Source organism: Paenisporosarcina sp. (genome assembly GCF_049671445.1).
Classification (GTDB): domain Bacteria; phylum Bacillota; class Bacilli; order Bacillales_A; family Planococcaceae; genus Paenisporosarcina.
Genome location: NZ_JBATUX010000118.1, coordinates 281914 through 294193 on the forward strand (window position 1 = coordinate 281914; position 12280 = coordinate 294193).

Annotated in this window: 11 protein-coding genes; 9 read left to right on the forward strand and 2 right to left on the reverse strand. The window is 36.8% G+C overall.

What is annotated here, in order from left to right; genetic code table 11:
• Positions 1 to 686: 686 nt before the first annotated feature.
• Positions 687 to 1025, forward strand: coding sequence for a hypothetical protein (locus tag WBG45_RS15440; protein ID WP_424415952.1), 339 nt, complete (start codon positions 687 to 689; stop codon positions 1023 to 1025).
• 192 nt (positions 1026 to 1217) lie between these two features.
• Here WBG45_RS15440 and WBG45_RS15445 read toward each other — a convergent pair whose 3' ends face one another.
• Entirely contained in the window at positions 1218 to 1553 is a 336-nt protein-coding gene (locus WBG45_RS15445) for a hypothetical protein (RefSeq protein ID WP_424415954.1), read from the reverse strand.
• Positions 1554 to 1665: 112 nt separating this feature from the next.
• Between WBG45_RS15445 and dinG the strand changes: the two genes are divergently transcribed.
• From dinG to WBG45_RS15485, 8 genes are read left to right on the forward strand one after another with little or no spacing between them, the layout of a single operon-like run.
• On the forward strand, positions 1666 to 4449 hold the full coding sequence (gene dinG, locus WBG45_RS15450) for an ATP-dependent DNA helicase DinG (RefSeq protein WP_424415956.1): 2784 nt from the start codon (positions 1666 to 1668) through the stop codon (positions 4447 to 4449).
• Between the two features lie 22 nt (positions 4450 to 4471).
• Entirely contained in the window at positions 4472 to 4642 is a 171-nt protein-coding gene (locus WBG45_RS15455; protein WP_424415958.1) for a YpmA family protein, read from the forward strand.
• Between the two features lie 9 nt (positions 4643 to 4651).
• A complete protein-coding gene (locus WBG45_RS15460) occupies positions 4652 to 5134 on the forward strand; it encodes a DUF5590 domain-containing protein (RefSeq protein ID WP_424415960.1) in 483 nt (160 codons plus the stop codon).
• 16 nt (positions 5135 to 5150) lie between these two features.
• The gene (locus tag WBG45_RS15465; protein WP_424415962.1) at positions 5151 to 6353 is read left to right on the forward strand and encodes a pyridoxal phosphate-dependent aminotransferase; all 1203 of its coding nucleotides are present in this window, start codon (positions 5151 to 5153) and stop codon (positions 6351 to 6353) included.
• A gap of 15 nt (positions 6354 to 6368) precedes the next feature.
• A complete protein-coding gene (gene asnS, locus WBG45_RS15470) occupies positions 6369 to 7664 on the forward strand; it encodes an asparagine--tRNA ligase (protein WP_424415964.1) in 1296 nt (431 codons plus the stop codon).
• 45 nt (positions 7665 to 7709) lie between these two features.
• Complete coding sequence (locus WBG45_RS15475; RefSeq protein ID WP_024534820.1) at positions 7710 to 8420, forward strand: DnaD domain-containing protein; 711 nt, start codon at positions 7710 to 7712, stop codon at positions 8418 to 8420.
• A 12-nt stretch (positions 8421 to 8432) separates the two neighbouring features.
• The gene (gene nth / locus WBG45_RS15480; RefSeq protein WP_424415966.1) at positions 8433 to 9101 is read left to right on the forward strand and encodes an endonuclease III; all 669 of its coding nucleotides are present in this window, start codon (positions 8433 to 8435) and stop codon (positions 9099 to 9101) included.
• Positions 9088 to 9438 (forward strand): YpoC family protein, encoded by a 351-nt coding sequence (locus WBG45_RS15485; RefSeq protein WP_424415968.1) that lies wholly within the window; start codon positions 9088 to 9090, stop codon positions 9436 to 9438. The genes nth and WBG45_RS15485 overlap by 14 nt, the downstream gene beginning before the upstream one ends.
• A gap of 55 nt (positions 9439 to 9493) precedes the next feature.
• On the opposite strand, the gene WBG45_RS15490 is transcribed toward WBG45_RS15485, so the two are convergent.
• Positions 9494 to 12265, reverse strand: coding sequence for a PBP1A family penicillin-binding protein (locus tag WBG45_RS15490; protein ID WP_424415970.1), 2772 nt, complete (start codon positions 12263 to 12265; stop codon positions 9494 to 9496).
• Between the last annotated feature and the right edge of the window lie 15 nt (positions 12266 to 12280).

A 12280-nucleotide genomic window follows, 5' to 3' on the forward strand; every position in this document is an offset into this window, starting at 1 on the left:
CCTAATTATGGTTTAAACGGTTAATTGCTGAAGGAATATTAGCATAAATGAGGAATATCAATAACAAATTTAAAGTAGGATGTGGATTTCAATGTTGCTATTTAATATGATGGGCCTTGTAGTAACAATAAATATTATTGGGTTAGGGCTTTATTATTTATTTTTTAAGAAAGCTAAAAATAGAAATAGTTCGATACTTGGGTATTCCTATTTGATTGCCGGAGCTATGGGTTTGCTTATAACGATGTCCCAGTGGTGATTCTTAGTACCACTTTCATCCACGTGCTAATTCAACCATTAATAAGAACATCATACAATTCATCCGTGTATTTGAATTGATGATTTCGGCCGTTTCATCAAGTTTCTTTTCACCTAACCTTGCAAGGAACATTGAACAGGACTTATGAATGAAAATGATATGGTCGCAAAAACATATTTATAATAGAGAAGTAGAATGTGAGCAGATATATATTTTTTATAATTTTATTTTTAATTGTCATCAGCATTACTGGTTGATTAAAAATGGGGCATATGGATTGAAAGAAGCTATTAAAAGAGGAAAGCGTCCACCCGTAGCGGAAAGCGACAAAATTTCAGTTTATAGAATGTTCCTGTTATCATCCGGTTTTATGAATTTTGGAATTGACTCAATTGTAAATATATAGTTTGAAATAGGGGGACAGTACATGGAGAATGATAAATTAGAAGATATTGAGTCTAAATTAACTTTAATAACCTACTGTATAGCAGAACTACACGAGATAATTAACACTGAATACAAATCACGAGCATACGAACTTTTAATGAATGGTTTTAAATCAAGAGAAATTGAATTAATAGATCAATATTTTTCGGAATGCTTAAGAAACCAAGTAGCACCTTCCTTTATCGATTTTAGAGAAACAGTTATCAGGATAACAAACGATCAACCTTTCACTGTTGGATCAGCGGAAAGATTACTATTAGCTTATAAGCACGAAAACCTTTTTAAAAATGTGGTAAATAACATTCTAAAAACTAAATAGGAAGCCTTTTCATCTTCGGAGAGGGCACTGAATACAATACATTTTTAGAATTTGACTTTGACAGTCTCAGTAATTCAGTGAAATGCTTGTTCCTTAAAGGGCAATCTGACAAAAAAAGGATGGACGAACTTTTCTCGTCCATCCTACTTTATTTAAGATCGAACAACCAACCGATTCTTCCAAAATAACCAATTATTGATTTAAGCGCAATGTTTCAATCATTTCTTTTCCATCGACCATTTTTGTAGAAAACGCGATATTGTCATTTTCTTTGATTTTATCAAAATCTCCTGTTGCATCTTCAGCAACATCATACGTTTTTACTTCACCTTCGTAATCAATCATGACCTTTTTAGGGTCATCTCCTTCAAATCCTTTAAAAACACCTTCCACTTGAGTTGTTAGTTCAATGCCTGCAGCATCTCCATCTTTAACTTCATCATCCACGCTCACTTCGGGTTCCGCATTGCAAGCAGTTAATGAAAATAGTAAAAATCCAATGGCTGTAAATCGAATCCAGGATTTCATAAACAAAACCTCCTTTTTTTGTTAGACGTATTTGTATCCTCTCAGTTACACGTAAACAGCTAAATTGTGATACAATTTTTTTGTTAGAAGTCTAAATTGTGAGCTGATAATTATGCAAAGTCTTACTTATGCAATCGTAGATATTGAAACAACTGGTCATTCGCCTGCAAAAGGAGATCGAATGATTCAATTTGCAGTTGTCTTCGTTCGTGATTGGAAAATACAATCAACCTATTCAACCTTCATACAGCCTGGAAAGAAAATTCCTTTTTTCATTCAGGACTTAACGAATATCTCTGACAAAGATGTCAAAGATGCTCCCGTGTTTGAAGATGTTGCTGGTGATATTTATGACATGCTTGAAGACTGTGTATTCGTTGCGCATAATACAAATTTTGATTTGTCATTTGTTCAAGCGGAATTTAAGCGAATCGGTTTTCCTTTGTGGAAGGGCAAGAAAATGGACACGGTCGAATTGTCCCGTTTGCTATTTCCAACTTCCTTTAGCTATAAATTACAAGATATTACACAAGAACGCGGCATCAATCTGACAAACGCACATCGTGCAGATGATGATGCATATGCAACTGCGGAATTATTTATTGATTGTATGAAAGAAATAGAAAAACTTCCTATTCAAACATTACAACATATTCATAAACGATCGTTCCAATTGAAGCATGATGTTTCTTCATTATTCTTTGAAGCACTTCAAAAGAAACGAGTCATGTCAAATCAAAATGATTTGGATATTTATAAAGGTATTGCCCTGCGAAAAAAACAACTTCAAATGGATTCTGTAGAGTCATTCACATATTATCCTGAAACTAAAAATCAAAAACGATTGATGTTTTCTGAAGGCTTACAAGACTTTAAAGAACGAGATGGCCAATTTCAAATGATGGATGCCATATGGCAATCCTTTCAAACGAAAAATGAATTAGCGATTGAAGCCTCAACTGGTATCGGGAAAACACTTAGTTATTTAATTCCTAGTTATTTTCATGCAAAACATCAAGGAAAAAAAGTCTTAATTAGTACATATACATCACATTTAATGGAGCAATTGTATGAAGTGGAAGTGCCAAAATTAGAAGCTATCGCCAAAGGCAAAGTTAATGTGGCTATCATAAAAGGGGCTAGACATTATCTGGATTTACATCGTTTTGAAGAATTGCTACGTGCAGAAGATGAATCTTATGACGACACATTTGCTATTTGTCAAATACTTGTATGGCTTGCAAGAACACAAACTGGTGATGTCGGTGAATTAAATGTTTCAAGTGGTGGTCAATTTTTCTTAGACAAAGTTAGAAAGAATGCATTCTCTATAAAATCATCTGAAATAAACGTCCATGATTTTCATTCGTTTGCATTAGCGCAAAGTCAACAAGCCGATTTATTAATTACCAATCATGCGATGTTGTTTACTGATAAACATCGACTCGAACCTCTGCTGACAAATGAAATAACTTCATTCGTCATTGATGAAGCCCATCAATTTGTGCAAGCGGCCAATGCTCGAGATGAGCGTATTTTTTCATATACTCAGTGGAAGTATGTATTTGGGCAACTTGGTACACGTGATCAAGAACAATTAACGTCTTCTTTTGCACAAGTCTTAGAACGTCAAGGTGTTGAAGTTACTAACACATTTGAAGAACTAGATCGTGTTTACACACAATGTAGTGACAAGTTTGACGAGGCAGTTCTATCGCTTGTACAAAATGTTAATCGTAAAAAGACAGCGAAATCACATTCGAAACAAACCATATTACTAGAAGAATTAGAGCTAAATTATGATGTACTTAATGAAGTTTATCATTATTTACAAAGATGGCTAACAATAGCAGAGAACTTACTAGAGCGTATTTCAACAAGTCAATTAGAATCTAGCCACTCCGAGAAATTAATCGTAGCAGAGTGGCAATACTGGCTGAATGAAATGAAAATAAAAACAGGGGAATGGGTAGATATATTTCTTTCCTCCACCTCGGAGCATTCTGTATGGATTGAGCTAGATCGAAGAAGTGTTCCTGGTAGTCTCCATGTGTATAAAAAACCAATTGATTCGACATGGGCAGTGAAAGAAATATTTGATGAGTGGCGGGGGAAAGCAGGTATTATTTGGACGTCCGGTACTTTGTCTGTTCCAGGGAATAGCCGATTTATTGTGAATCAATTAGGACTTCCAGAAAATGTTCAAATTAAAACGTATTCTGCTGCAAGAGATTTTTACCAAGGCGCCAATTTATTCATTGTAGATGACATGCCAGATATTCAGCATGTATCACAGTCAGACTTTATTGAAGCTGTTGCTGATGCAGTCATTCAAACTGTACTGGTAACAGAGGGACGATGTTTTGTGTTATTTACGTCACAAGATATGTTAAGAAAAACAGTAGATTTAATTCAGGATACAAATTTGCTTGAAGACTATATGTTATTTGCGCAAGGGATGACATCTGGAAGTCGAATGAAACTATTAAAATCATTCCAACGCTTCCGTAAATCCGTATTATTTGGAACAAATAGTTTCTGGGAAGGTGTCGATGTGCCGGGAGATGCCCTATCTGCCGTTATCATGGTGCGCTTGCCATTTTCGTCACCGGAAGAACCTGTCTTTAAGACACAGGCTGAGCGATTAACGAAACAAGGTATCAATTCGTTTACATCATTTGCCTTACCTGAAGCCATTCTTCGATTCCGTCAAGGTTTTGGACGCTTAATTCGTTCGTCTACGGATAGAGGAGTATTTATTGTACTCGATCGACGAATCGAATCTAAGTCATACGGCAAAGAGTTTATTCGTGCTTTACCTGATATCCCGATGAAGAAAGTCTCTTTAGAAGATATGGTCTTAGACCTAGAACATTGGTATAATGAGAAAGTATGAGTAAAGAGAGTAGGGGTTTAGAATGGAAAGCAAAATTGAAATAATTTCAACGGTTACGGTTGACTATCAATCAGACTTGTATAAAATTGTGGACGCCTTGAATCGTAATTTAAAACATAGAGATTTAATGTTCGGACTTGCACTAGAGAAAGACAATCAAGAGAAAGCCGTTTTCACAATTTATAAAACGTAAGGTGCATATATGAAACGATGGATTATTTTTATAAGTGTTTTTATTCTTTCACTGAGCCTAGTAATCAGCTTATTCGTAATTTGGAAAGCAGGTCAGCCATTTTCAGATGAAAAGGATAAAGCTGAACAACTTGTATTAAGTGAAAAGAAATTAACAGATGTAACAGACTCAGAAATTTACAGTGGAACAAATACATATGTTACCGTCAGTGGTAATGATGTAGAAGGAAATGGGAAAGCTGTTTTTATCCCTATTACCGGTAAGGACGTTGCCATTGAAGAAGTAATACTTAAAGATGGAATTTCACAAAAACAGGCAATTGAAGCCGTGCAAAATGAGTTTGAAGTAAAAGAAGTGTTACACACTAAACTTGGTTGGGAACAAGACAATGCAGTTTGGGAAATCACTTTTTTGAATGAAAATGATAAATTAAATTACGTTTACTTATCATTTGAAACCGGAAAATGGTGGAAACGTATTTTGAATATGTAAAAGGGGACGACTGTTTATGAAACCACAATTAGCAAATCGCGTTCACACATTATCACCTTCAACAACATTGGCCATTACTGCCAAAGCAAAAGAATTAAAACAACAAGGCATTGATGTAATTGGTCTAGGAGCAGGCGAACCCGATTACAATACTCCTCAAAACATATTAGATGCCGCTCTTAAGTCTATGAATGAAGGTCATACAAAATATACGCCTGCTGGTGGATTACCTGCATTAAAAAAAGCGATTATTGACAAGTTAAAGCGTGATCAAGAATTAAAATATGAACCATCTGAAATTTTAGTAGGAATTGGCGCAAAACATGTATTATATACATTGTTCCAAGTATTATTGAATGAACAAGATGAAGTGATTATTCCGATTCCATATTGGGTGAGTTATCCTGAACAAGTTAAATTAGCTGGTGGTGTTCCAGTCTATATTGAAGGAACAGCAGAACAACAATACAAAGTTTCACCACAACAGATTCAAGAAGTAATAACAGATAAAACACGAGCTATTATCTTAAATTCACCAAGTAATCCTTCTGGTATGCTATACACTGAAGAAGAATTAAAAGACATCGCGGCTATCTGCAAAGAAGCAAATATATGGATTATCTCAGATGAGATTTATGAAAAGTTGATATATGGTGATGCGAAACACGTATCAATTGCTCAAATTTCTGATGATGCAAAAGAACGTACTCTAGTCATTAATGGCGTTTCAAAATCTCATTCAATGACTGGCTGGCGCATTGGCTATGCTGCTGGGAACAAAGAAGTAATTACTGCTATGACGGATTTAGCTAGCCACTCTACTTCAAATCCAGTGACCACTTCCCAATATGCTGCAATCGAAGCGTATAATGGTCCTCAAGATGCGGTAGAGGAGATGCGAGCAGCATTTGAATCACGTTTAGAAATTATTTATCCAAAAGTAGTTGCCATTCCTGGTTTCAAAGTATTAAAACCACAAGGTGCATTTTATTTGCTACCTGATGTATCAGAAGCAGCCCGTAAGACAGGATATGAAAATGTAGACGCATTTGTAAATGCATTACTTACAGAAGCAAATGTAGCAGTAATTCCTGGTTCAGGATTTGGTGCTCCATCAACGATTCGATTATCGTATGCAACATCGCTTGATTTACTTGAAGCGGCTGTATCTCGTATAGACTCATTCGTAAAATCAAAATGGCAAGAAGATTTGCTGTAATCTCTGGAGGAACCTATGAAAAAAATTATGATTCAAGAAATGCCTAAACATTTAGGTGAAACAGTAAAATTAGGCGCTTGGTTAGCTAACAAGCGCTCTAGCGGGAAAATTGCGTTCTTACAATTACGCGATGGAACAGGATTTGTTCAAGGAGTAGTTGTTAAAGCTGATGTACCTGAAGAATTATTTGCAAAAGCAAAATCAATGACTCAAGAAACTTCGATGTATATCATTGGTGAAGTAACGAAAGATGAACGTTCTTCGTTCGGTTTCGAACTTCAAGTGAAAGAAATTGAAGTCATTCACGAAGCTGTGGACTTCCCGATTACACCTAAAGAACATGGAACAGAATTCTTAATGGACAACCGTCATTTATGGTTACGTTCACGCAAACAACATGCAATCATGAAAATTCGTAACGAAGTAATTCGTGCAACTTATGAATTCTTCAATGACAATGGTTTTGCCAAAGTAGATCCACCAATATTGACAGGTTCTGCTCCTGAAGGAACATCAGAATTATTCCAAACAAAATATTTTGATGAAGATGCTTATCTTTCTCAGTCTGGACAACTATACATGGAAGCGGCTGCTATGGCACTTGGAAAAGTGTTTTCATTTGGTCCAACATTCCGTGCAGAAAAATCTAAAACACGTCGTCACTTAATTGAATTCTGGATGATTGAACCCGAGATGGCTTTTGTAGAGTTTGAAGAAAACTTAGAAGTTCAAGAACAATTCGTTTCTTATGTTGTTCAATCGGTATTAAAAAATTGTAAATTAGAGTTAGAGCGTTTAGATCGTGATGTAACGAAACTTGAGCATATTCAAGCACCGTTCCCACGTATTTCTTATGATGATGCCATTGTGTTTTTAAATGAAAAAGGATTTGATGACATTAAGTGGGGAGATGACTTCGGTTCTCCGCATGAGACTGCTATCGCTGAACATTATGAGAAACCTGTTTTCATCACACACTATCCAATTGGTATCAAACCGTTCTACATGCAACCACACCCAGAACGTGATGATGTTGTATTGTGTGCAGACTTAATCGCACCAGAAGGATACGGAGAAATTATTGGTGGATCAGAACGTGTGCATGATTATGATTTATTAAAACAACGTTTAGATGAACATGGTCTTGATGATAAAGCATACGCTTGGTATTTAGAACTACGCAAACAAGGTTCAGTACCACATTCAGGATTTGGTTTAGGCTTAGAACGAACTGTAGCATGGATTAGTGGTGCGGAACACGTTCGAGAAGCTATTCCCTTCCCGCGTCTGTTAAACCGTTTATATCCATAAGTATAAGTAGCAATAAATTTTATCAATACAAAGGAGAGTTCAGGTATGCATCAGCAAAATCCGGATCGGCTCCGTATGTGGACAGAGCAGGGGAATGTAACCATTTCCCAGCTCTTTTTTCAACATTATAAAAAGTGTGATATTCAAGATGACGAAGCTTTACTCATTCTCCATATGTTAGCTTTTAGTGACAAAGGAAATCATTTTCCGACACCGGATGATTTAGTGGAGCGTTCACATTTTACACACGAACAAGTTAGCCGACATATGCAAAGATTATTTCAAAAAGGGTACTTATCAATTCAACAAAGATACGATGAAAAAGATGTGTTATTTGAAGCTTTTTCATTCCACTCATTATGGAATCGTATTTTAGATCTTATGCTAACAGAAAAAACATCTGAAAAAGAAATGACTCAAAAAGAAGAAGAAGGCGATATTTTTCGGCTCTTTGAGCAAGAATTCGGACGCCTACTTTCGCCAATGGAAAGTGAAACCATTGGCATGTGGATCGATCAAGACAACCAATCACCTGAGCTCATTCGTGCTGCATTAAAAGAAGCGGTACTCGCTCAAAAAATGAGTTTGCGCTATATCGACCGAATATTGTTTGAATGGAAAAAGAAAAATGTTAAAACAATGAAGGATGTCGAGAAACAGGCGAGTCAATTCCGAACAGTTCCAGAAAGAACATCGACACCAACTCAGAAAACCAATAAAGTGCCATTTTACAATTGGTTAGAAGAGCGAGAGTAGGGAAGTGAGTATATGTTAACAAAAGGGCAATGGGAGTATTGTTTATCAGAAATGGATAGGATGTTTCCTGATGCTCATTGTGAACTCGTTCACAGCAACCCATTTGAGCTGACGATCGCAACATTACTTTCCGCACAATGTACCGATGTACTTGTTAATAAAGTCACGCCAGGATTGTTTGCTAAATATCAAACGCCTCAAGATTATTTGAACGTATCAATTGAGGAACTTCAAAATGATATAAGATCAATCGGATTATTTCGCAACAAGGCAAAAAATATTCAAGCATTAAGTCGTATGGTTATCGAACAATTTAACGGAGAAATACCCGCAAATCGAGATTTGCTGACAACACTTCCTGGAGTAGGTAGGAAGACAGCTAATGTTGTGGTATCTGTTGCATTTGATATCCCAGCGTTAGCAGTTGACACTCATGTAGAACGTGTGTCAAAACGCCTAGGGCTTTGCCGTTGGAAAGATTCCGTTTTACAAGTAGAAGAGACGATTATGAAAAAGACACCTATGGACAAGTGGTCAAGGACCCATCATCAATTGATTTTCTTTGGTCGTTATCACTGCAAAGCACAAAACCCACAGTGTCCAGTTTGTCCTCTTTTACCCTTATGTCGAGAGGGTAAAAAACGTGTCAACAAAGGGTTGGTTCAAATTGATCCGATTTAATAAGCACTCACAACAAGAACATATAAACGCCGTTTTGCAACAATGGTCTTTTATAAAAGAGCATATTCAACATCAGTTTGAACAGAAAAACGAAGATGTTCAATCTCATATGCTTCAGGCAATTTCGCTTTATAATCAGTTACTTGTAGAAGTATCTGAAACAAACGTTTTTGAAGCAAACAACGTGGGGGAATTTGAAGTTCTCCCTCTAAATGGAGAAGAACGCTATGAATTTATTGTTACTTATCCAAGTCATTATGCAGCCTATCGTCAACTAAATGAATTATTTGAAGAAACGAGAAAGAAAATGGCACGTTGTCGAATCCAAAATAAATGAAAAAAGCAGACCCTTTTTAAAGGATCTGCTTTTTTTCATTTATGGAGTTGCTAATTCATTCATTTGTTTTGTCTTTTTTCTTATCATTGCTTACTTTATCTGTCGCAGCTTCAATTATTGTAGTATTTGTTGCTCCATCTGTGCTTCCTTCTTCGTCATCTTCAGGTGGTGTTGGCTCCTCCACAGGAGGTTCTACAGGCTCTTCAGGTTCCTCAATAGGTTCTTCAGGCTCCTCAGGTTCTTCAATAGGTTCTTCAGGTTCCTCAACTGGTGGTGTTGGTTCTTCTCCACCATTGCCGTTCCCGTTGCCATTCCCATTACCTTCACCTTCACCGTTCCCGTTGCCTTCACCGTTCCCGTTACCTTCTCCGTTCCCGTTACCTTCACCGTTTCCATTACCTTCACCTTCAGGAGGGGATTCCTCTTCCACAGGTTCTTCTACTTCTACACCTTCGATTTCAAGAGTAGTGCTTGCAGGAGAACTAACTACATCATCTGAAATAGCGATTACGGTAAATGTATACGTACTACCAGGTGTTATCCCGGTAACAATTAACCCTTTTTGGTCAGTTGTTTGAAGGGTAGTAGGACTACCACCATTTACAGAGAATGATACTTCAAATGCAACTTTCATTTCTTTTCCGTCACGCTTAGGTGCTTTGTGTTTCCAAGTTAACGTTGCAGTTTGATCGCCTTCACTGTACTCCGCTTTAAGATTTGACGGAGCATCTACTTCAGTTTTTTCATAGGCTTCTGAAACTTGCTTAGGTTCCGAGCCTCGTACAAATAATTCAGTCTGTTTTAAACTGCTTGGTGTATATTCACTTGCTAGTCGAAGAGGGGAGGTACCAACTTCAACTGTTGCTTCGACTACAGAATTCGGGCGTTTGAAACGTGGTGTTTCTTTGCCTTCGGAAATATTGGTCATAACATTTTTAAAGATGCGTTGAGCAAAAGTTCGTTCTTCTTGGTTATCAGCATTAATCGCATTATCCATGCCTTTATACCCAGTCCATACAGCAACAGAATAATTTGTTGTGTATCCTGCAAACCAAATGTCAGGTACGGATCCATCTTTTAAATTCCATTTTTCATATTCTTCTGCATTATAATTTGTCGTTCCGGTTTTACCTGCAACATCCAACCCAGGAATGATAGCAGCTTTACCACTAGCACCACGTCGATCACTAACCACGTCACGTAACATGTCTGTGATCATGAATGCTGTTGAATCTTTCATAGCTGGAGTAGTCTTTGGTTTATAGGTTTTTTTTGTTTTACCATCTCGGAACACGATTTCACGAATAGTAAAAGGTTCTGAATACATCCCGCTATTACCAAAAGCAGCATAAGAGGCTGCCAAATCAATTGTATTTATTCCAGAAGTAGCGCCTATTGCACCAGCTTCATATCCTAAGAACTTACCATCGATACCTAATTTATTTGCAAATGCTTTCCGATTATCGAAATTCACTTCTTTAAACGTTTTGACAGCTGGAACATTACGTGAACGATATAATGCTTCACGCATCGTCATAGCACCTAAATATTCATTGTCGAAGTTTCTAATTTCTTGTTCTTCGCCGGTATATTTCATTTTTTCATCAACTAGCGTTTGGCCAGTAGACCAATTTAGATATTCAATAGCAGGACCATAATCTAGGATTGGTTTAACTGTTGAACCAATACCTCGATCAGTGCGGTCTTGTGCATAGTTGGTAGGAAGATCATTCCCATAATCTCTTCCTCCACCAATGGCAACAATGGCACCCGTTTTCGTATCTAATACTGTCAAACCAGCTTGCATATTTTCGGTTGGGAAGTTTTTACCTTTAAGTGTTTCTTCCACAGATGCTTGGGCTTGAGGATCTAAAGTTGTGTAAATATCAAGTCCATCGGCAATAGAGTAGCCTTTTGCTTCAAGCTCATTTTTCATTACATCGTAGAAGGCCGGATATTTCACCGTATTTGAAACTTTGCGTTTTTCTTTAGTTAATAATCCTTCAGCAACAGGAATTGCTTGTGCTTCTTCCTTTTCTGCGGTCGTGATTTTTCCGTGCTGTTCCATAAGTCTTAGTACTATATTTCTACGTTTCTCAGCTGCCTCAGGATGCTCGAAAGGATTATAGTTATTAGGACTTTGGGGGATTCCAGCTAACGTAGCCATTTCATGCAACTGTAAGTCTTTTAATTCTTTGCCAAAGAAATGAGTTGATGCTGTACCAAATCCATACGTAGTACCACCCATTAAGATTTTATTGAAATACATTTCAAAAATTTCTTCTTTTTCGTATTTCTTTTCTAACTGATACGCGAGATAAGCTTCTTGTGCTTTTCGTTTTAAAGTTTTTTCATTTTGTAAAAATGAATTTTTAATTACTTGTTGTGTTAATGTACTGGCACCTTGTGATCCGAATCCACTAGTAATATTCGCAAGAACTGCGCCTCCTAATCGATAAAAATCAATTCCATTATGTTTGTAGAAGCGAACATCCTCAGTAGCTAAAATTGCATTTTCCATCTCTTTAGGAATATCTTCGTAATTAATGTATTCTCGATTTTCAGGTCCTAAAGTCATAATTAAATCTTTATTGGTATCATACACATTAGATGGTAATGGATCTTTTAACGATTCTTCATCAAGTTCTGGAGCAGAACTTGCGTAGAAAGCGAACAGTCCTCCACCAAATAACAATCCTGCTAAACCTATAAGAAAACAGGCTACTATAATTCGTTTTAGCCATCCTGTTTTAGAAGTCTTTTTGGATTTCTTTTGTCTTTCAAGTTCTTTTCTTCGTTGTCCACGAGAATTCACTTTTTCACTCACGAACTTCTCCTCACT

What these genes read in the sequence shown, in the direction of transcription:
- WBG45_RS15445 (WP_424415954.1), bottom strand. Translation starts at nt 1,553, where the DNA reads ATGAAATCCTGGATTCGATTTACAGCCATTGGATTTTTACTATTTTCA.
- WBG45_RS15455 (WP_424415958.1), top strand. Translation starts at nt 4,472, where the DNA reads ATGGAAAGCAAAATTGAAATAATTTCAACGGTTACGGTTGACTATCAA.
- WBG45_RS15475 (WP_024534820.1), top strand. Translation starts at nt 7,710, where the DNA reads ATGCATCAGCAAAATCCGGATCGGCTCCGTATGTGGACAGAGCAGGGG.
- asnS (WP_424415964.1), top strand. Translation starts at nt 6,369, where the DNA reads ATGAAAAAAATTATGATTCAAGAAATGCCTAAACATTTAGGTGAAACA.
- dinG (WP_424415956.1), top strand. Translation starts at nt 1,666, where the DNA reads ATGCAAAGTCTTACTTATGCAATCGTAGATATTGAAACAACTGGTCAT.
- WBG45_RS15440 (WP_424415952.1), top strand. Translation starts at nt 687, where the DNA reads ATGGAGAATGATAAATTAGAAGATATTGAGTCTAAATTAACTTTAATA.
- WBG45_RS15465 (WP_424415962.1), top strand. Translation starts at nt 5,151, where the DNA reads ATGAAACCACAATTAGCAAATCGCGTTCACACATTATCACCTTCAACA.
- WBG45_RS15460 (WP_424415960.1), top strand. Translation starts at nt 4,652, where the DNA reads ATGAAACGATGGATTATTTTTATAAGTGTTTTTATTCTTTCACTGAGC.
- nth (WP_424415966.1), top strand. Translation starts at nt 8,433, where the DNA reads ATGTTAACAAAAGGGCAATGGGAGTATTGTTTATCAGAAATGGATAGG.